General features: G+C 60.3%; 11 protein-coding genes. 9 read left to right on the forward strand and 2 right to left on the reverse strand.

Annotated features, from left to right (window positions below; genetic code table 11):
- Positions 1 to 208 precede the first annotated feature (208 nt).
- Positions 209 to 1,126, reverse strand: coding sequence for a LysR substrate-binding domain-containing protein (locus PMI37_RS05145; RefSeq protein ID WP_008078788.1), 918 nt, complete (start codon positions 1,124 to 1,126; stop codon positions 209 to 211).
- A gap of 180 nt (positions 1,127 to 1,306) precedes the next feature.
- On the opposite strand from PMI37_RS05145, the gene PMI37_RS05150 reads away from it, so the two are divergent.
- The 8 genes from PMI37_RS05150 to PMI37_RS05185 all read left to right on the forward strand — a co-directional run bounded on the left by PMI37_RS05150 (position 1,307) and on the right by PMI37_RS05185 (position 19,569).
- Complete coding sequence (locus tag PMI37_RS05150; RefSeq protein WP_008078790.1) at positions 1,307 to 2,731, forward strand: aspartate ammonia-lyase; 1,425 nt, start codon at positions 1,307 to 1,309, stop codon at positions 2,729 to 2,731.
- 608 nt (positions 2,732 to 3,339) lie between these two features.
- Complete coding sequence (locus PMI37_RS05155; RefSeq protein WP_008078792.1) at positions 3,340 to 4,788, forward strand: alanine/glycine:cation symporter family protein; 1,449 nt, start codon at positions 3,340 to 3,342, stop codon at positions 4,786 to 4,788.
- 171 nt (positions 4,789 to 4,959) lie between these two features.
- Complete coding sequence (locus PMI37_RS05160; RefSeq protein WP_008078793.1) at positions 4,960 to 5,964, forward strand: asparaginase; 1,005 nt, start codon at positions 4,960 to 4,962, stop codon at positions 5,962 to 5,964.
- A 162-nt stretch (positions 5,965 to 6,126) separates the two neighbouring features.
- Positions 6,127 to 7,119 (forward strand): AraC family transcriptional regulator, encoded by a 993-nt coding sequence (locus PMI37_RS05165; RefSeq protein WP_008078794.1) that lies wholly within the window; start codon positions 6,127 to 6,129, stop codon positions 7,117 to 7,119.
- A 71-nt stretch (positions 7,120 to 7,190) separates the two neighbouring features.
- Positions 7,191 to 9,074: an ankyrin repeat domain-containing protein gene (locus PMI37_RS05170; protein WP_008078795.1), complete on the forward strand. Its 1,884-nt coding sequence runs from the start codon at positions 7,191 to 7,193 to the stop codon at positions 9,072 to 9,074.
- 167 nt (positions 9,075 to 9,241) lie between these two features.
- Positions 9,242 to 10,267, forward strand: coding sequence for a histone deacetylase family protein (locus PMI37_RS05175; protein WP_008078798.1), 1,026 nt, complete (start codon positions 9,242 to 9,244; stop codon positions 10,265 to 10,267).
- Positions 10,268 to 10,417: 150 nt separating this feature from the next.
- Positions 10,418 to 15,010, forward strand: coding sequence for a hypothetical protein (locus PMI37_RS05180; protein WP_008078801.1), 4,593 nt, complete (start codon positions 10,418 to 10,420; stop codon positions 15,008 to 15,010).
- Entirely contained in the window at positions 15,007 to 19,569 is a 4,563-nt protein-coding gene (locus PMI37_RS05185; protein ID WP_008078803.1) for a dermonecrotic toxin domain-containing protein, read from the forward strand. Before PMI37_RS05180 ends, PMI37_RS05185 begins: the two co-directional genes overlap by 4 nt.
- Positions 19,570 to 19,571: 2 nt before the next feature.
- On the opposite strand, the gene pdxR is transcribed toward PMI37_RS05185, so the two are convergent.
- Positions 19,572 to 21,125: a MocR-like pyridoxine biosynthesis transcription factor PdxR gene (gene pdxR, locus PMI37_RS05190; RefSeq protein WP_045122970.1), complete on the reverse strand. Its 1,554-nt coding sequence runs from the start codon at positions 21,123 to 21,125 to the stop codon at positions 19,572 to 19,574.
- 92 nt (positions 21,126 to 21,217) lie between these two features.
- Here pdxR and PMI37_RS05195 point away from each other — a divergent pair, with 92 nt between their 5' ends.
- Positions 21,218 to 21,841, forward strand: a complete 624-nt coding sequence (locus PMI37_RS05195) for an FMN-binding negative transcriptional regulator (protein ID WP_045122971.1) — start codon at positions 21,218 to 21,220, stop codon at positions 21,839 to 21,841.
- Position 21,842 lies beyond the last annotated feature (1 nt).

Genomic DNA, 21,842 nt, shown 5'->3' on the forward strand with positions numbered 1-21,842 from the left:
CAAAGAAAGCAATAAACAGCCCCTGAAACGACCATCTGTCAAATGAGCGAAAGCCCCGGTTTTATTGACCTGAAGGTCAGCGAAAAGACATCCCCCGATCCCTGTGGGAGCTGGCTTGCCAGCGATGGCGTCGCATCAGTAAAAAGCGCGGGTGACTGACCCACCGCAATCGCTGGCAAGCCAGCTCCCACAGGGTTTTTCATCAACCTCAGGCTCCGGTTGTACCTTGTGCAGCACCGCCTTCGAGCTTGCGCCACAGCAATCGCACGTTGGCTTTGCGCACCAAGGCGCAGCGATACAGACGAATCTCCAGCGGCACGTGCCATTGCGGGCCGCCGCAGACCACCAGCTCGCCGCGAGCCAGTTCCGCGCGAACGCTCAACTGCGGCACCCACGCAATGCCGAGACCTTCCAGCGCCATGCTTTTAAGGCTGTCAGCCATTGCGGTTTCATAGATGGTGGTGAAGCGCAGCTGACGCTGACGCAGCAAGCCATTCACCGAGCGCCCGAGAAACGCCCCGGCGCTGTACGCCAGCAACGGCACGCTCGCCTCTCCCTCCAGATCGAACAACGGCTTGCCGTCAGCATCCGCCGCGCACACCGGCAGCATCTCGGTCTGGCCCAAATGCAGCGACGGGAAAATTTCCGGGTCCATCTGCATCGCCGCGTCCGGGTCGTAGAACGCCAGCATCAGATCGCAGCCCCCTTCACGCAAGGCATGCACCGCATCGCCGACGTTGGTCGCGACCAGCCGCGTGGCGATGTTCAGCCCTTCATTGCGCAACTGCGCGATCCAGCGCGGGAAGAAACCCAGCGCCAAGGAGTGAGCGGCAGCGACTTGCATCACTTCGCCCTGCCCGCCTTCCAGATGATGCAAATGGCGCAGCACTTCGCCGAGCTGTTCAACCACGGTGCGCGCGGTCACCAGAAACAATTGCCCCGCCGCCGTCAGCTCGATCGGCGTGCGCGAGCGGTTGACCAACGTCAGCCCCAGCGCCGCTTCGAGACTGCGGATCCGCCGGCTGAAGGCCGGCTGGGTCACGAAGCGTCGTTCAGCGGCCTGCGAGAAGCTGCGGGTGGCGGCCAGGGCACTGAAGTCCTCGAGCCATTTGCTTTCCAGATTCATCACGTCCTCCCGGACACGCACCAAAACAGGTCACACGTCTGCCGCGCACGCGGCGTCACACGGGCATTATGCCGAATGTGCATAGGCCAGTGCTTAACAGCATTGGCCCAAAAATTCGCACAAGCCTAGCATTCGCAGCGTTCCGGCACAGACCGGGTCCATATCGAGATGATTTCTATCATGTCCTCCGCTGCATCTTTCCGCACAGAAAACGACCTGCTTGGCGCCCTCGAAGTACCGGCTCAAGCGTATTACGGCATCCAGACCCTGCGAGCGGTGAACAACTTCCGTCTCTCCGGCGTTCCGATTTCGCATTACCCAAAACTCGTTGTCGGTCTGGCAATGGTCAAACAGGCCGCTGCTGACGCCAACCGCGAGTTGGGTCACCTGAGCGAAGCCAAGCACGCTGCCATCAGCGAAGCCTGTGCCCGATTGATCCGCGGTGATTACCACGAAGAGTTCGTGGTCGACATGATTCAAGGTGGCGCCGGTACTTCCACCAACATGAACGCCAACGAAGTGATCGCCAACATTGCCCTCGAAGCAATGGGTCACGAGAAAGGCGAGTACCAGTACCTGCACCCGAACGACGACGTCAACATGGCGCAGTCGACCAACGACGCTTACCCGACGGCGATCCGCCTGGGTCTGCTGCTCGGTCACGACACCCTGCTGGCCAGCCTCGACAGCCTGATTCAAGCGTTTGCGGCCAAGGGTAAAGAATTCGATCACGTCCTGAAAATGGGCCGTACCCAGCTGCAAGACGCCGTGCCGATGACCCTCGGCCAGGAATTCCGTGCTTTCGCCACCACCATGGGCGAAGACCTGGCCCGTCTGAAGACGCTGGCCCCGGAACTGCTGACTGAAGTGAACCTGGGCGGCACCGCGATCGGTACCGGCATCAACGCCGACCCGCGTTATCAAGCGCTGGCTGTTCAGCGTCTGGCCCTGATCAGCGGTCAACCGCTGGTTCCAGCCGCCGACCTGATCGAAGCGACTTCCGACATGGGCGCCTTCGTGCTGTTCTCCGGCATGCTCAAGCGCACCGCGGTCAAGCTGTCGAAGATCTGCAACGACCTGCGCCTGCTGTCCAGCGGCCCACGCACCGGCATCAACGAAATCAACCTGCCAGCGCGTCAGCCAGGCAGCTCGATCATGCCTGGCAAGGTCAACCCGGTCATCCCGGAAGCTGTGAACCAGGTTGCGTTCCAGGTCATCGGTAACGACCTGGCGCTGACCATGGCAGCCGAAGGCGGCCAACTGCAGCTGAACGTGATGGAGCCACTGATCGCTTTCAAGATCTTCGACTCGATCCGCCTGCTGCAACGCGCCATGGACATGCTGCGCGAGCACTGCATCGTCGGCATCACCGCCAACGAAGCGCGCTGCCGTGAACTGGTCGAGCACTCGATCGGTCTGGTCACCGCACTGAACCCGTACATCGGCTACAAAAACGCCACCCGCATCGCCGGTCTCGCCCTTGAAAGCGGCCGCGGCGTGCTGGAACTGGTGCGCGAAGAAGGTCTGCTCGACGAAGCCATGCTCGCCGACATCCTGCGCCCGGAAAACATGATTGCTCCGCGTCTGGTTCCGCTGAAAGGCTGAACCGATGCGTAATTTGTAGCACCGCTCACCAGGTCGAGGGACTAGACACCTCTCACCTTTTGAGGGCTTGGGGATTTAGTCCCCAGGCCCTTTTTTTTAACTATTTGATCCTGAGACCCGTATGTCAGGGGACTGCTTTATGTCGAGGTAAGCCCTTGTGGCGAGGGGATTTATCCCCGTTGGGTCGCGAAGCGGCCCCAAAACCTGCAATCGCGATGTATCAGGTACACCGCGTGCGATGGTTTTGCGACTGCTTCGCAGCCGAACGGGGATAAATCCCCTCGCCACAGGGTTTGCTTCAGCAGAGGAGCAGTTCCTGTACAAGCCCGGCGCCGGTAACGCCGGGTGTTTCAAAGCCTCGTTTCGTCGCTTGCACCACTACCGTGCAGACGGGCGCGTCACTGATCGGTATAGTGCCGCCCCTCTTCGCGTGAGCGGTCGTCGGTAACGAGGCCACAACCCATGCGAAACCCGAACTAATAACAAACCCGCGAAATGGATCCGGGACGAAACCTTCGCCTCACCTGTCGTGCCGTGCGCACACCGGTGTAACACGATATTTCTTCCATCCAGCATTTGCTTACACAATAAACAGCGAGGAAAAATCCATGCTCGAAGTCATTAACGACTTCCTCTCAGGGAAAGTACTGATCGTGCTCATTGTCGGGCTCGGTAGCTACTTCACGATTCGCTCGCGTTTCGTTCAATTGCGTCACTTCTTCCACATGTTCGCGGTGTTCCGCGACAGCCTCAAGGGCAGCGCCGGGCAACTCAGCTCGTTTCAGGCCCTGATGCTCAGCCTTGCCGGCCGAGTGGGTGCAGGCAACATCGCCGGTGTCGGCATCGCCGTGACCCTCGGTGGTCCAGGTGCAGTGTTCTGGATGTGGGTCACCGCGCTGGTCGGCATGTCCAGCAGCTTCTTCGAATGTACTTTGGCCCAAGTCTACAAACGCGCCGATGGCGATGGCTTGTACCGTGGCGGCCCGGCCTACTACATTCAGCACGGCCTGAAGCTCAAAGGCATGGCAGTGGTGTTCTCCGTTCTGCTGCTGGTCACCTACGGCTTCGCCTTCATCGGCCTGCAGTCCTACACCGTGACCCACTCGCTGCAGAACGCCTTTGCCTTCGACCCGCGCCACACCGGTATCGTCCTGGCGGTGCTGCTGGCCATTACCTTCCTCGGTGGCATCAAGCGCATCGCTTCGGTGTCCGACCTGCTGGTTCCGATCAAGACCCTGGCCTACATCGGCGTGACCCTGTACGTGATCGGCACCCAGATCGAGCACGTGCCAGCCATGCTGGAAACCATCTTCAAGAGCGCTTTCGGCCTTGACCCGGCCTTTGGCGGCCTGCTCGGCAGCGCTATCGTCATGGGCGTGAAGCGTGGCGTGTTCGCCAACGAAGCGGGCCTGGGCAGTGCGCCGAACGTCGCCGCCGTGGCCGCTGTGAAGCACCCGGGTGCGCAAGGCGTGGTTCAGGCTTTCAGCGTGTTCCTCGACACCTTCGTGATCTGCACCTGCACCGCGCTGCTGATCCTGCTGTCGGGCTTCTACACCCCGGGCTTCGAAGGTGACGGCATTGTCCTGACCCAGAACTCGCTGGCCGCCGTGGTCGGTGACTGGGGTCGCATGTTCGTCAGCGTCGCGCTGTCGCTGTTCGTCTTCACCTGCATCCTCTACAACTACTACCTGGGCGAAAACAGCCTGCAGTTCCTCACCCGCAACCGCGCCGCGCTGATGGTTTTCCGCGGCCTGGTGCTGGCGCTGGTGGTCTGGGGTTCGATGCAGGATCTGACGACCGTGTTCGCCTTCGCCGACATCACCATGACTTGCCTGGCCTTCGTCAACCTGGTGGCCCTGGCCATGCTGTTCAAGGTCGGCATGCGTGTGATGCGCGACTACGACGGCCAGCGCCGTGCCGGGGTCAAACAGCCCGTGTTCGATTCGAGCAAATTTGCCGATCTGGACCTCGACCTGAACGCCTGGCCAGCCAACCCGTCTGCTGCTGTCGGCAAGACTGAAGCCGAGCCGCAAGGCGTGCCTGCAGCGCAACGCTGACAGGTGAATGACGGGCGCATCCCCTGCGCCCGTCAGTTATTGTGATGCAATAACTTGTAGGAGCGAGCCTGCTCGCGATAGCTGTCTTTCAGCCAACATCAATGTTGAATGATGAAACGCCATCGCGAGCAGGCTCGCTCCTACAGGGACCTCATCGTTTCGGAGAATCCTATGAACCCTTCGACTTATCCCGCCGCTCAAAACGTCATGGTGCTCTACACCGGTGGCACCATCGGCATGCAGGCCAGTGCCAACGGCCTGGCCCCGGCGTCCGGTTTTGAGGCGCGGATGCGCGACTACCTGCACAGCCAGCCTGAACTCGTCGTGCCGCAGTGGCGCTTTCGCGAGATGTCGCCGCTGATCGACAGCGCCAACATGACCCCGACCTATTGGCAGCAACTGCGTGAAGCGGTAGTCGATGCGGTGGATGTGCAAGGTTGCGACAGCGTGTTGATCCTGCACGGCACTGACACCCTGGCCTACAGCGCCGCGGCGATGAGCTTCCAGTTGCTCGGCCTGCACGCACGAGTGTGCTTCACCGGCTCGATGCTGCCGGCGGGCGTGACCGACAGCGATGCCTGGGAAAACCTCGGTGGCGCGCTGGTTGCCCTCGGCCAAGGCCTGGCGCCGGGCGTGCATTTGTACTTCCACGGCGAACTCCTGGCGCCGACCCGTTGCGCGAAAGTGCGCAGCTTTGGCCGTCATCCGTTCAAGCGTCTGGAGCGTCAGGGTGGCGGTGTGAAAGCCTCTTCGATTCCAGCGTCATTGAACTACAACCAGCCAAAACAACTGGCCAAGATTGCGGTATTGCCACTGTTCCCAGGCATTAGCGCCGAAGTCCTCAATGGTTTGCTCGACAGCGGCATTCAGGGTCTGGTGCTGGAATGCTACGGCAGCGGCACCGGGCCGAGCGATAACCCGGAGTTTCTGGCGAGCCTCGGCCGTGCGCGAGATAACGGCGTGGTAGTCGTTGCCGTGACGCAATGCCATGAAGGTGGGGTTGAGCTGGATGTGTATGAGGCGGGCAGCCGCTTGCGTGGGGTTGGCGTGTTGTCCGGTGGCGGCATGACCCGTGAGGCGGCGTTTGGCAAGTTGCACGGGTTGCTCGGTGCTGGGCTTGAAACTGAAGAAGTGCGCCGCCTGATCGAACTCGACCTCTGCGGCGAACTCCTCTGACACCACCCCGCCCTTGTAGGAGCAAGGCTTGCCCGCGAAGGGCCCACCTCGATGACACAGATACACCGTGTCATCGTTCTTCGCGGGCAGCCTTGCTCCTACAAGGACCGCGTACGGCATATAAATTGCTGCATTCCAGCCATCCCACGGCTGGAAGATCCCATGCTGCACTCCCACCTCACCACCCTTAACGCTGTCTCGCTAATCCTCAACACCTTCAAAGCCGAAGGCCTGTCGAGCGAGGCGCTGCTCGCCGGTAGCGGCATCAGTGCCGCGGATTTGCACCGGGCCGACACCCGCATCACCACCAACCAGGAGATGCAGGTCTGCGCCAACGCGGTCGCGCTCAAGCGCGATATCGGTCTGGAACTGGGCCGGCGCATGCACGTTTCCTGCTACGGCATCCTCGGTTACGCGCTGCTGACCTGTGCCACCTTCGGTGACGCTTTGCGTTTGGCGATCCGTTATCCGGCGCTGTTGGGAACACTTTTCGAACTGAGCCTGGAAGACGATGGCGAGCGCGTCTGGTTCGTTGCGGCGGACTATCGCGAAAGTCCGGCGATGGCGGTGTTCAATGCCGAGTTCTGCCTGGTCTCGCTGAAGGTGATTTGCGATGACCTGCTCGGGCATCCTCTGCCCTTGCTTGCCACGCGGTTCGAACACCCAGCGCCGGATTACCGCGACCGTTACGCCGAGCACTTCGAATCGCCATTGCACTTCGCCACCAAGGACAACGCGTTCGCCTTCGACCGCCACTGGCTCGATCAACCGTTGCCTTTGGCGGATGCCATTACCCACCAAGCCATGGCCGAACGTTGCCGCAAGCAGAATCTTGAGTTCACCGGGCGTCAGGCGTGGCTGGGGCGGATACGGCAGTTGCTCAGTGCGCAGTTGAATGCCGCACCGGGGCTGGAAGGATTGGCGCAGCAGATGAAGTGCTCACCACGCACGTTGCGCCGGCACCTGAAGGACATGGGCAGCAGCTATCAGGAACTGCTCGATGAGCTGCGCTTCGAGCGGGCCAAGCAGATGTTGTGTGAGGACCAACTGCCGATCTATCGCATTGCCGAAACGCTGGGTTTCAGCGAGACGGCCAGCTTCCGCCACGCCTTCGTGCGCTGGAGCGGCGTCGCCCCGAGCCAGTTCCGCACTTAAGATAAATCAGGCACCGTGCCATCATCTGCACTACATTACGCAGCCAACCACGTTGCCGGTGTTTTTGCTTGATGCCTCTTTTCCGCCGCTGCTCACGCCTTGCCTTGCTCGCCGTTTTGCTCAATTTGCCTGTAGGCGCCCACGCCATTCAACTGGACTGGTGGGGCCGCCCGCCACACCCGACTGTCGATGCACCCGAAGACGGAAAAACCATCATCCCGCTCCCCGCCGCTGCCCAGACCCTCGATGCGGCAAAACCGCTGACGGGCTTGATCAGCGGTTTTCGTGGCCTTTTCTATCTGAACGTCTACAGCGATGAGAACTACCGCGAACGTTTGCACAAGCTAGGGCCGATCCCGCTGCTGACCGCTGATGAGTTTCACAGCTGCGTGACCGAATACCAGTACATGAACCTGTCATCGTCGGCCATGCGCACCGACATCGCACCGGGCATCGTGGTCGATACGATGAGTTTCGACTGCCTCAAAACCAATGGCTGGGAAACCAAACGCTATCTGCTGATCGACTGGCGTACACCCGGTGAACCGCTGCTGGCACTGGGACGAGTTCGCGGCGAGCACATGCTTGCGTTCCAGCCATTGCAAGAGACGCCGGCGCCGGTACTCGACACTTGGCTCAAAGGCATCGAAGGCGCCCGCGACGCCATGCGCCATGACGTTCCCGAAGCGCCGCTGAGCATCGTGGTTGACCCGCAACCTTACCTGGCGGGTGACGGCGCCCTGCAACTGTGGGAACTGCATCAGCAACTGAGCAAGGCCAGCGACAAAGGCCCGGGCCTGAAAAAGGTCGATGAGCTGTTTCTGAATCAAGACTATCGCCGCATCGGCGCCGACCAAAAGGATTTCGTCGGCCAGCTCAACGATATTGCCTACTGGAAAAGCGAACTGGCGCCGGACGAAGGCTCCCGACAGTGGCTGCTGGAGGTCGTGCGCCGCGCGCCGCAACGCATCCCGGTGTACCTCAACCTCGCCGATCAGGCCTGGAAGGGCTATGAAAAAGCGCCGGCCTACACCACGCAATACGCGTTGGCGCAGGAGTATTACCGGATTTATTGCAGTTTGCGCCTGCAACGCAATCTGAGCGTTCCCGAGCGCGTGATTCAACGGCTTGGCCTCACTCAGGCTGATCCTCAGGCCTGCCAGGCACAATGGCCATTGATCGAGGCTGTCGACCAGCAAAACGAGGCCCTGGTAAAACAGCTCCTCGACAGTGGCCTGCAGGCGAAAACCCAAGGCGAGGATGGCCGCAGTGCCCTGGCCCACGCATTGGATGCACCGAACTTCGCCATTGCCCGTCTGTTGCTCGAGCGTGGCGCCGCCACCAGCGGGATCAACGGCAACGAGCCGCTGGTGATGCAGGCCTTCAACAAGGACCTCAAGGCTGACAAGGATCCACAAAAGGGCCAACGCACGCAGTTTCTGCTCAGTGCCGGTGCCGCCATCGACGAACCCGATGCACGGGGCGAAACGTTGCTGATGCAGCGCGTGTCGCAAAACGACGATGCGCTGTTCAACTGGTTGTTCGAGCACCCGCAAAACCTTGATCGGCGGCAGAGCAAAGAACAACGAACCGCACTGTACGAAGCGATCTACCGCAACAACTATTCGGCCGCCAAACGTCTGGTCGAAGCCGGCGCGCAGCTGAATCTGCTCTACCCCGCCGGACGCTGCTACGGACGTGATCGCATGGATTCGGCGCTGTATCTGCTGGCCAGCGAGACACCCAGGAGCGACATGGACAAAGAGCTCGCTCGTCAGCAAGTTCTGCAGCTGTTCACCCTGATGCTGGAGAAAGGCGCCGACCCGATGCTGGGCGACGCCTGCACTGGCGATGCCTACGGCAAGCTGCGCGAAGTGCTGAAACAACGTGATCGCCAGGACTGGCTGGAGGTACTCGACCAGCATCAGGCAGCCGCCGGCAAGACGCCGACGTAGCGCTAACCTTGCGGGCGCCCCGTCGGGGCGCCTGACACCATCGAGGGGCGAATTGCGGTCAGAGGTTTTGGCCAGATCAGTCCCCTTTTGGCCTCTCCTGCCGTTTTCTGATTCGCCGCGCGCCGCAACACTGGGGGCAACCGAACCAGCCTTGCGGAGAACAACAAATGCTGACGATCTACTCAGACGATCACCACCTGCACCATGGCCGCTGCGAACTGATCGATGGCCAGCTCAAGCCGTGCTTCGAAATGCCCTCGCGCGCCGACCACGTGCTGCAACGCGTACAAAACCAGAACCTCGGCCCGGTCGAAGCACCCAAGGATTTCGGCCTCGAACCGATCGCCCGCATCCACAGCCGCGACTACCTCGACTTCTTCAAAGGCGCGTGGGCTCGCTGGACTGAGTTCAACACCGACGGCGACTTGCTGCCCTACACCTGGCCGGCGCGCACCCTGCGCGCGATCAAACCGACCAGCCTGCATGGCCAGCTCGGTTATTACAGCTTCGACGGCGGCGCACCGATCACCGCCGGCACCTGGCAAGCGGCGTACAGCGCGGCGCAAGTAGCCCTCACCGCGCAAGCGGCAATCCAGCGCGGCGCTCGTGCGGCCTTCGCCCTGTGCCGCCCACCGGGACACCACGCCGCCAGCGATTTGATGGGCGGTTATTGCTACCTCAACAACGCCGCCATTGCCGCACAAGCCTTCCTCGACCAGGGCCACAAGAAGGTTGCGATCCTCGACGTCGACTATCACCACGGCAACGGCACGCAGTCGATCTTCTACGAGCGCAGCGATGTGCTGTTCACCTCGATCCACGGCCACCCGGAAGCGGAATTCCCGTTCTTCCTCGGCTACGACGATGAGCGCGGTGAAGGCGCCGGTGAAGGCTGCAACTTCAACTATCCGCTGCCCGCCGGTTCCGGCTACGACGTCTGGAGCGCAGCGCTGGAACAGGCCTGCGACGAAATCGACCGCTACGGCGCCGACGTCATCGTCGTGTCGCTCGGCGTCGATACGTTCAAGGACGATCCGATCTCGCAGTTCAAACTCGACAGCCCGGATTATCTGGCAATGGGCCAACGCATTGCCGCTCTCGGCAAGCCGACCCTGTTCGTCATGGAAGGCGGTTACGCAGTCGAAGAAATCGGCATCAACGCGGTGAATGTGCTGGAAGGTTTCGAGCAATAAACCCGACAGACTGGCGCATAAACTGACCCGCCACTGCGCGGGTCTTTTTTTGCCTGCGATAAATAGTTACCACCAAACGCCAAAGACCCCCCGCTACCTTCGCGAATCCGATGCTGCGTTTTGCAGCCTCATCGTCAGAAGGATCTGAACATGCTCAACAACGAGCCCGATTCTCAACCCAAGTCCGCCCCACCCAGCGACCTGCTGACACAGCTGGTCACTGGCCCGGCCCTGCGTGAAGTCGCCGCAACGGTGCTGCGCTCGGCACTGGCCGAGCTGTACCCGGCCCTTGAACTTGACCCGGATCTGGTCATGGTCGGCACGCCCTCCTGGATCAGCGACGGTGAGCAGATCATCGCCGGTGATACCCGTTTCGAGTCCCTGACCGACGCCCTGCTGTGGCACGTGATCGCCAGCAAACCGGTGATGTACATCGACGGTGAACAGTTCCTGACCCGACAACCGAGCGCCAACCCGTCCATCCAGCTGCCCGTCAATATCGATGTCATCGGCCGGCAGCTCAACACACTGGCCGCGGTGCTGTTTACCGCTTATCAGGAACAGCAGCTGGATTACTGGAACCAGCACACCACTTCCGACACACCTCGCTGGGTGGAGCTGTCGCTGGCCTTGCGCGCCCGCTGGAACCTCAAGCGGGTCAAAGGCTGGGACGCCGATCAACTGGCCCTCGCGCGCCTGGTGTTCAACTATCCCGACCGCGCCCTGCGCCAGCCCCATGACCCTTACCAGACGCGGGCCTGCCTGATTGATCTGGATCGCGGTGACGCAGCCGCGCAGCACCTCAACATCATGGACATCGCGGTGGTCATCGGCATGCAGGCTGAGCGCACGCTGATCCTCACCCACTCGGTGGTCCTCGGCTTTCGCACCCATCCTTCACTGGACGCACTGAGCGACTACCTGAGCCGGTTTGCTGGCGATCTGCCACCGCAGAGCCCGCTTGAGTGGCGGCTAGTCGAACCCGAAGGCAATTTTTTCGACACCCAGGCTTGCACCTTGATCGCCCTCCAGGCTCAGGCGCTGGGCGAGCTCGATTTCAGCGACAACGCGGCAAGCACTGCCCACGACACCAACGCCCACCACGCGCACAACAACGACGCGCGCTTCAATCGCATCGACCCGTTATTACCAGAGTGGCTGAGCCGAGCGAATTCCAACGACCTCAGTGCGTTCAGCCGCCACCTCATGGAGCTGGCCGCCATACGGCAGAACAGTGCCACTTCATTTGAAGATGACATCCCGCCGATTCAGCGTTTTGCTCTGAACAACATCAGCTTGCTGATGCAAAAAAAACACCCCGAAGCCAAAGACCTGAAACTTGAAGATCTGCGTATCCGCATCACCAGCCCGGTGGTCTGGGGCACTCAGGCCACCGGCACCAGCGAGACGCTGATCCTGAGCCTGGCCGAACTGGCTCTGGAAAACCTGATCGCGGAACCGTTGGGCGATAAAGAACTGTATTTCCTCGGCGCGCAAAGCGTTCCCCACTGGCTGACGACCGCCTATGTCGAAGAGCTGGTCACCACGCTCAATGTCGGTAAAACCTATCCGGCGCGGATCAAGGATCGACTGATCGATGACCCGGTCAAGTCGGCCTATCTGGAGGATCTGTACAGCCGTCACTTGCGAGTGCAACTGCCGCTGCTCGCGCTGCAAAACAAGATCCGTGGCGAAGGCGGCATTGATGAGCAGGGTTATCGTTACGTCGTCGCGGTGATGAGTACCGACGGTGAAAGTCGCCGCGTCGACGATCAGGAAATCGTCATCCGGCCACTGTCGTTCGTCCTTGACCAACAGGCCGATGACGGCGCTGATTCCGTCATCAACATGTTCGTGATCGGCCCGCGTGACCCGACTAGAGGCCCGTGCCTGCTCTACCGGCCACTGCTGGATAACGCACTGACTCAGTACCCGACACCGGCGAGTCTGATCTACGCCATCAAGCATTCGAAAAAGATCCGCGAATCGGTACTCGCCTGGTTGCCGGATCGAGTGCGCGCCACTTATTCAAACTACATTTTCCACGGCGACTTGCCCGACCTCGCGGTGCTCGCCGAGCTGCTGACCAATCCGCTGCTTAACGTCAACCTCAATAGACCGGTGAGGCTGGGCGGCGACGTACTGGCCGGTGATTACCTGCCTGCTTTGTTCAAGGCCAATGCCCACGCGCTGATCGATCTCGCCGACCGGCAATCGGTATCAAACGCCGAAAGTCATTGGGCGACGCTGAAACTGGGTGCGTGGAAACTGTTTAACGCGGTGCTGCCATTTCTCAATCCGACTTTCGGCGCGGCGGTGTGGATCTGGCAGATTTTCGATGACCTGCAGCAAACACTTGAAGCTGCACAAAACGACGACCACGAACTGGCTGCCCACGCCCTCACTGACCTGCTTCTGCAATTGGCCATGGTGCTGGCCCATCGCGCGGCCACGCGGGGCAGGCCGACTCGCCGGATCGGCGAAACCGAAGCGCAGGTCAAAAACACAGTCGTTGAAACACCTGTGCACCCGGCGAAAATCCAGATGAAACAGCTCGCGGACATTTCATCCGTCGACTTGCCGGCCAGCCATCAATTGGCAATCCATAGCGATGGCGCGCTCAATCGCACGCCCGTCAGCCTTGGTCAGGCTCTGGAACGCTTTGCCATCAGCAAGCCGCCCGAGTTGGGACAACCCATCAATGAGGGCCCGCAACAACACCTCTATGCCAGCGACGACAAGCTCTACGCCAATGTCGGATCGCGCTGGTTCGAGGTTCAACTCAACGACCAGCACGATGTACAGATCATCGACTCCCGCCACCAGCCACCACGCCCGGGGCCCCTGCTGGTACATAACCTTCAGGGGCGCTGGTTCATCGATACGCGCCTGCGGTTGCGCGGTGGCGGGCTCAAAAGCCGCAGAGCCGAAGTGCTGCGCAAGAATGCACAGCGGGTCGACGAACTGCGCCAGCAACTTAAACAATTCGACAACCAGCTGGGGCCGACGAAGGCGGCGTTGGTCGCTGCGCGCAAGGCGATGCTCAGTGCGCCGGATGCGACCTATCCCGCCCACGAAACGGTATTTCTGCAAAAGCTTGAAGCACAGATCCGCGCCTACGACGGCGCCATCAGCTCGGTCAAAGAGCTGAACCGCTTCGATGCCGTTCCGCGTTACCGCGCCTCGATGATCGAGATGCTCAGAACCCAGCTGTTTTTCAATCAGTCGTGGATCGATCAGATCGAAACGGCATTCAAGTCGTCGCTGAACGAGACATTGAGGCTGCTGGCCGGTGAGGAGCTAGGGATCAAGCCGGCTGATCTGGGCCCTTACAAAGAGATGCTCAGACTGACCACCCTGATGATCCAGCGTACAGAAATGGCTCAAGCGAGTTTTCTCGAACTGAACATTCTCGGCAAAGAAGCCGCGCAAGTTGCCAGTGATTTCAAGAGAAAACTGCCGGAGTACGAAGTACCGGACATGAAAGCGCTACGGGTAACGCTGACGCGTCCGTTCTGCGTCAAAGAAGGCAACAGCGCCAGGCTGGACGCTGTTCGGGAAAACCTCGAACGTCTGGTCGACGAAGCCGATCTGGCGATTCAGAACTCGCTGGATCTGCAACGTGAGGATCATGTCCTCAGCGATAGCCAACGTATCGAGCCGCTCAATGCATTGGTCGATCAGTTCGCCATCATCGACTCGCGATTACGCGATCTTGCGCTGCAGTCAGCCGCAGAGCTGATACCCGATCAGCTTGAGCAATTGCAATTACACATCAGCGAATTCAGCCAGCAAAGCACCCACCAACTGACTCAACTGTTGCGTGACCGTGGACCTCAGCAGCCACAGCCCGGCCCGTCACGCGCGCCGGTAAAGAAAGCCATCAAAACGCGCTTCAAAGGCACTCAGCTCGCGGTGCCACGCAAAGAAGCCGAGGGTCACGTGCAATTGGCGGATGTCAAAGCCAGCCTGACCGGCAGAGTACTGGCAACCTTTCACAAAAAGGAACCGGGCGTTTGGGTGCAACGCCTGCGCAGCAAACCTCCGAAAATCCTGCCACCGATAAGTTTGAGCAGCCTGATGAACTCGGGGCAATCCTTGCTGGATGCGCTGCCGGGCTTTATCGAACGGCAAAAAAGCCTCGCTCATGAAGCGAACCGGCTGCCGATCGAAGTCGAAGAATCGCTGAACCACCACGCCAATCAGTTGCACGATACCGCCAGGGCCATCGAACAGGCGTTGCGTTCTGCGCCCTCTTCAAATGCCCAGGCGAACACCGCGACCCTGCTCAAAGAAAACCTCGACGCGGCGGTGAAGCAGCTCAAAACCGAGGGGCATTCACTGCGCGTGAGCATGACCAAACGCCAGTTGCCCACAGCGCCGCGCGTCGAATGGCTGGTGGCGCAGCAAGAGGTGACGATCGCAGTGATTGCCGGTCGGCGTCGGCTCAAAGGCCCAAGGAAAGACTTTCTGCAGGAATATGAAATTCGCGACCGCAAAACCAACGCCGTGCTGTGGTACGCGCACTTTCATTACGAGCGCGCCGACACGGTTGCCGAGTTGTTCAGCGCCGCCCACCTCAAGACCCGAGACCAGCGCCTGTTGGGCGGAGCCTACAACCTGAGCAGTGCATCCAGCACACAGGATGTGATTGCCATCTACCGCAGCGAGATCGGCGTGCAACTGGCAAAAAACCTGTTCTTTGCTGTTACCACACCTTCCACATCGCAGGCTCACGCATGAATCCGGTCATCACATTGGCTTCCAGCCCGTCCACGCCATTGCTCGATAAAAGCCGTCTGGTCAACCTGACCAGCCATGGTCCGACGCTGGCAGGTGTCGCTACGCAAATGCTCAGCGAAGCCTTGAACGGGTTATATCCCGAGCTCGCGCTGAATCCTGACAAGTGCATGATCGGTACACCGCAATGGCGTGAACAAGACCATCAGATCGTTGCCGACACCACTCGTTTTGAATCCCTGAGCCACGCGTTGGTACGCCTGAATTTGTACGGCGCCTCAGCCAACTTTCTTGCCGCTGAACACTTCCTGACCACAGAACCCGACGCGCCAACGCCGACGCATCTGGCCGTCGACATCGAAGAGATCGGCCGCCTGCTTAATGAGTACGCGCCGCTGTTGTTCGTCGAGTATCAGGAGCGCCAACTGGATTTCTGGAACAGCAGCAGCCGCTCCGAACCGCATTGGCAAGCACTTGCCGACTCTTTGCGCACAGCCCTGGACGTCAACCAGGTGCAGGGCTGGAACACCGAAGAATGTGCCTTGGCCCGGCTGATTTTCACCACGCCGGACAAGAACATTCGATTGGCAACTCAGGGTGACTTCAGCGACATTCAGGCCGGGCTGATTGATATCGACATTCTCGAAAGCGCTGGCGCAACTCATCTGTTGCTCGGTGGCGCGCTGGTCATTCGCGCTCTTCACGAAGGGCACGAGCGGGTGTTGATGTACACCATCGAGAGCGGCTACGAGTCGTTTGCGTCGATGGATGCGCTGGGGGCGTCGTTGCCCTCGCGCCTCTCCGAACAGCTGGACGGGCATCCGATGCAGTGGCGGTTGTTCGAGCCTGACGGCAACATCTTTGATCACATGGCCTGGGCATTGGTGGCTTCGCAGCTCGACGCCATTGTCGCGATCAGCGCCAGTGACAGCGACAACCCCTCCGCTGCGGCCACCCTGACGGAGTCGGTGATGCCTGTCGACGAGCAGGCCCGACTCGATCAACTCGACGCAGCAATTCCGGATTGGCTGCACAACGCCTCCGCCAAAGACCTCGCCGCTTACAGTCGATACATCACCGGCCTGGGCAAGCTGTACCGCGACCCGCGGGTCAAAATCAGCAGAGATCTGATCGAACCTATCGACCGTTTTGCCCAGCGGCTGATGCACGAAGCGATTGTTCGCGACAAACACGCCGAAGGCGCCGCCGCCCTGCCGCTGGATGATCTCGAGATCAGCATCACCAACAGCTTTACCGCCGGTGATCTGACGTTGCCCAACGTGCTCGACACCTATTCGCGCTCCCTGGGCGAATTCGCCCTGGAAAACACCACGCCTTATCAGGCCAGTCTGCGTTTCAAACACGGCGAGCCTGTGCCGGCCTGGCTGACAGTCGATCTGTTGGTGCGGCTGTCAAAGCAAGTGGATATCGGTCAGGTCTACCCGCAGTTGATCAAGCGCAGGTTACTCGACGACCCACAGGAGTCGGCGCGTCAGGCAGCGCTATATCACCAGCAGTTGCGCCTGTTGCTGCCCCTTGCCGCGCTGGAAAACAAGGTTCGCGCGCAGAACGGTTTTGATGAAACCGGTTTTGCCTACATTCGCCAATTGGTCGGCGAACCCGTTGTGTCTTCACAGCGGATTTCCATCTGCCCACTGACGTTGATCCCGCAGCATCGACTGGTCAGCGCCGCGGACACGGTCACCAACATGTTCATCATCGGCCCGGGCGATCCGGACAATGGTCCGTGCATTCTGTACCGCCCGCTGTTTGAGCCGACCTTGAGGCAATTCCCGTCGCGACAGAATCTACTGTACGCCTTGCATCAACCGGGCGAACTCAGGGATTCGGTACTGGCCTGGCTGCCCGATCGCAACCTGAGTTTCGAATACGCCCAGTACGTATTCCCCGTAGGATTGCCGTCGCCCTGGCTGATCACTCAACAGCTCTCCGATCCCAACCTGCGTCTGGGCGGGCTCGGTCACGTGAGTTTCGGCCATGTCGAAATCAACGGAGACCGGCTGCAGACGCTTTTTGAAAACAACGCTCGGGCCATTGTCGAACTGGCGGATCGTCAATCGCTGTCCAACGCCGATCAGCGCTGGCTGTTGCTGCAGGAAAGCAGCTGGAGCCTGTTCAATGTCGCGTCGAATTTTCTCAGCGGCGCCCTCGGGACAGCCGTTTGGGTGTGGCAAAGCATTGAGGAAATCCAGCAGGCGCTCGACGCGCATGAGCGCGGTAATCGCCTCGGCGAGTGGACTTCACTGGGCAATGTGCTGTTGACGCTGGGGATCATTCTGACCCACCACGCCGTGCGGCAACGACGTCGGATTTCGGGCACGGCAGGCACCCCACGAACGGTCATTGAAGTCCCGCGCAAAATCGAGGTCGCCCCGGTGAGCTCACGTTTTCAGCCAATGCCTTTGCTCAATGAACTGCCGCCTGAACACAGTTCATCGCTTGAAGTCGGCGGCTCAGTGCCACGACGCAACTCCGCCGAACTGGGGCGCTATCTGGATTCGCTAAAAGTGACACCGCCCGACCTGAAGCACGAAGCGTTGATCACGCTCAACGTAGAGCCGCCTCACCTCTACCAGCTCGGGGACAAGACCTACGCGCAGGTGCGCGAACGCTGGTTTGAAGTGCGTCTGGATCCCGAGGATCAAGTCACCCTGTGTGTGCCGGGCGATCCGACGCGCAGTGGCCCGCTGTTAACCCACGGTCTGCAGGGATTGTGGTACATCGACACCCGTTTGCGCCTGCGCGGGGGTGGCCGCAAAAGTCGTCTGCAGCATTTCAAGCACGCCAACGAACACCGAAAACAACAACTTGAAGACGCATTGAAGGCGTTCAAGGAGCGTGAAAAGATCCTCCAGGCCGAGCTGGACACGACGTTCAACGAAAAGCTCAGGGCAGCTCCAGAGGCAAGCTCAGCCGCCACGCGCGCTTACGGGCAAAAAGTGGAAACGGCCATCAACGAGTACGCGACGGCGCTGGATCAACTGCGCGAATGGCGCACCAAGGGCGGCACGGTCGGTTATGTGTACGACATGGTGCGCATGACCACAGAACTGCACAAAAACATCTCGGCCTGGTTTTTAATCAACAGGAATGCCTACGATGCAGCCACGCATGCAATGGCCTTCAACGTACCCGCCGATCAACCGATCCCCCGCCAGATCTACGTCGACACCATCACCCGTTCGATCCATCTGGGCCAGCAACTGGAAGAGAAACTGACCCTGGCTCGTACCTCCCTTGAGCAGCTCAAGGCGCTTGGTAAAACCGGCATCATCACAGCGACAAAACTTGAAAACCTCATGCCCCGTGCTACCGCGCTGGATTTCAAAGCCAATGAAATCGGCATGTCCAACGAGCTGTGTCTGGAAGACCGCGGTGGCCCGCTCATGGGTCAGGCTCGCGAAGATGTCAGTAGCATTATCATCAGTGCGGCGAGAGCAGCGCATGAGCTGGCTGTGCAGATCAATCCCGGAACACCCTCAGCGACACCCGCTGCGGAGCTGGAACGGATGAACCACTTCCTCGAAACCTTCAACGATGCCGACGAGCGCTTGCTCGAGCTGCCCGATACTCACCCGGGACTGGTCAAGCGCGCCGCGGTGATGCATCTGCGCACGGTGATCGAAGAATTTCGGCAAGTGGCGCAGACCCGTCTCGACTCTCTGCTGCTCAATGAAGAATCCCTGCAGATCACCGAGACGTCACAATCCGAGCGCCCCGGTCCATCGCGGGCGATGATCAAGGTGCACAAGTCCCGACCACGCGATCCAGCCCCCGCAGCCCCTGCGCAAAAACCCGCTGAAGCAGTGAACAAAATACTGCCAAAATCATCTTTGCCACCGACGCCGGCTCGCGACGATATCGACACCATAAACAATGCCCTGGATCTCACTCTCGATTACCCCAACTTTCTCAAGCGTACCCGCAAGGATGCGCTGCGGCCCTCACGTATTCCTGCCGACATGCAGGACATCCATGATCAGTACGCGCTGAAACTGGAGCGCAGTGCTGACGAGGTCGAACAAGCGCTGAAAAACTTGCGAGAAGCCAAAAAAGAGCAGCCTCCAGTGGCAGAGCTGAGTGCTGAACTGCGTGAAGCAGCCCGACATGTCAGGCAGGAAGGCGTGAATATCCGCGCCAGCCTGTACAAACTGCGCAAGCCGACACAAACCGCCTTCAATTGGATGTACGAGCAAGCGCAGGTCAATCTCGTACGTGATGAGCGCGGACGGATTGCAACGAAACAGTTCGGCGATTACTTTCAGGAATTCCGGATTCTGGACAAAGCCAATCACGATCGCCCGCTGTGGGTTGCCCACTTCCACTACAAAACGCTGCAGACACCGTCCGACCAACCGACGACGGCTCACCTGAAAGTCGCCGACGGCTACCTGGAAACGCTCACCGTGGATCAGCAAAAATCATTGAATGCGTTCGATCGGGTCAACGGTGTTTTGCGCAAACTGACTGATCCGGCACTGCGCAAACTGTTCCTCGATCTGCCTGTGCTGGAGGAGTCTGCCGTCGAAGAAAACCCTTGAGCTCAGCCCCGCCAAACCTTTCGTAAACGCCCGAGTGCCGCAGTGATCGCGGCCTCGGGCACGGCGGCAAAACCCAGCACCAGGCCGGCGCGCTGATCCGCCGGCAAGGTTGAATCCGGCAGCCAATAACTGCTTAAACCGTTGATCTCGACATCGACGCTGGCGGCCAGAGCAATCAACTGTTGCTCACAGGCCAATGTGTCCACGGGAATGGTCAGATGCAGACCGGCCGCGACACTCGGCAGGCTGCCAACGCCGGGGATATCGCTCGGCCAACCGGCCAGCAGCGTATTGCGCCGGCTCAACGCGGCACGACGCATGCGCCGGATGTGCCGCTGAAAATGCCCGGCCGCCATGAACTCCGCCATCACGGCCTGGGTGCTCACTTCCGAGTGGCGCACGTCCACCGCGCGGCGCTGGGAAAAGGCGTCCACCAGCGCTGGCGGCAACACCAGATAACCCAGACGCAACGCCGGGAATGCGACTTTGCCGAAGGTGCCGACGTACAACACGCGGCCCTGTCGATCGAGCGCGGCCAATGGCGCCAGCGGTGCGCCGGTGTAACGGTACTCGCCGTCGTAATCGTCCTCGACGATCCAGCCTTGCGTGCGCTCGGCCCACGCCAGCAATTCCAGACGTCGCGCCAGACTCATCACCACGCCGGTCGGGTATTGATGAGACGGCGTCACATACGCCACTCGGCAATCCGTCGCCGCCGCCAATGCCGCGCAATCAATGCCCTCCTCATCCACCGCAATCCCACGCAATCGCGCACCCGCAACGGCGAACGCGTGACCAGCGGCGCGATACCCCGGATTTTCGATTCCGACGCCATCGCCCGGCTCCACCAGCAACTGTGCACAAAGGCTAATACCCTGCTGCGCGCCACTGGTGATCACAATTTGTTCAGCGCTGCACTGCATGCCGCGCGAACTGCGCAGATAGGCGGCGATCATCGCGCGCAAACGCGCATCACCGGCCGGGTCGCCGTAACACAGCTGCTGCAAATCCGGTTTGCGCCAGAAAGCCGCGTTCAGCTTGGCCCACACCTCAAAAGGGAACAGGTCGAAAGCTGGTACACCGACGCGAAATGCGCGCGGCGGACCACTCGGCGGCTTTGCCAAATGGTTGTATTCAATACGCGAAAAAGTAGCGCTGTGGATAACTTTACTGGATGGAAGCACAGGTAAATCCAGCCAATTTGTGGATAAGGCTGTGGGTAAGCCTGTTGAAAACCCTGTGGATACTTTTGTGGATAGTTTTTTCGCCGAGGGCGGCGGCGCCGACAATTGCGCGACGTAAGTACCGTCGCCGACGCGGCCTTCGATAAACCCTTCGGCATACAACTGATCGTAAGCGCGCACCACGCTGTTACGCGAAATCGCCAATGCCGCCGCCAGATCGCGACTGGCCGGCAGCCGCGTGCCGCTGGCGAGGCGTCCATCGAGCACGCGCAAACGCAGCGCCTGATACAGCTGGCGGCTCAAACCCTGGCGCCGATCCAACTCGATACCGGCGGGATTGAAGGGCATGGACAGCGATGGTGAGTCAGGCATGGCAATGGACCTATGAAATTGGTCGGCAATGGCTCTTACAACAGACCAATAGCCTGCCTAGGATGCAGGCATTCGCCAAGGAAAATCTGTCCATGTACACGCCCCGCGCCTTTGCCATCGAAGAACTGTCCCAACTGCACGAACTGATCCTCGCCACCCGCCTCGCCATTCTGGTCACCCACGGCGAAAACGGTCTGCAAGCCAGCCACGTGCCGGTGCTGCTGCATTGTGAACAAGGCGAGTACGGCACGCTGTACGGGCACCTGGCCCGCGCCAACCCGCAATGGAAAGACCTGCGCGACGGCGCCGAAGCCATGCTGATTTTCGCCGGTGCCGACGCCTACGTCAGCCCGGGCTTTTACCCGAGCAAAGCCGAGCACGGCAAAGTCGTACCGACCTGGAATTACATCGCCGTGCACGCCTACGGCCACGCCGAAACCTTCAGCGATGGCGGACGCCTGCTCGACATCGTCAGCACCCTCACCGACCGTCATGAAGCCGGCCGTGCCCAGCCTTGGTCAGTCGCCGATGCGCCCGCCGATTACATCGACGGCATGCTCAAGGCGATTGTCGGTTTTGCCATTCCCATCGACCGTCTCGAGGGCAAGCGCAAACTCAGTCAGAACCGCAGCGCCGCAGACATTGCCGGCGTGCGTGAAGGCCTGGCCGCCAGCCCCGAAATCAACGATCAAACCCTCGCCCGATTGATGCGCTAAG

It is taken from the genome of Pseudomonas sp. GM80 (genome assembly GCF_000282515.1).
GTDB lineage: Bacteria > Pseudomonadota > Gammaproteobacteria > Pseudomonadales > Pseudomonadaceae > Aquipseudomonas.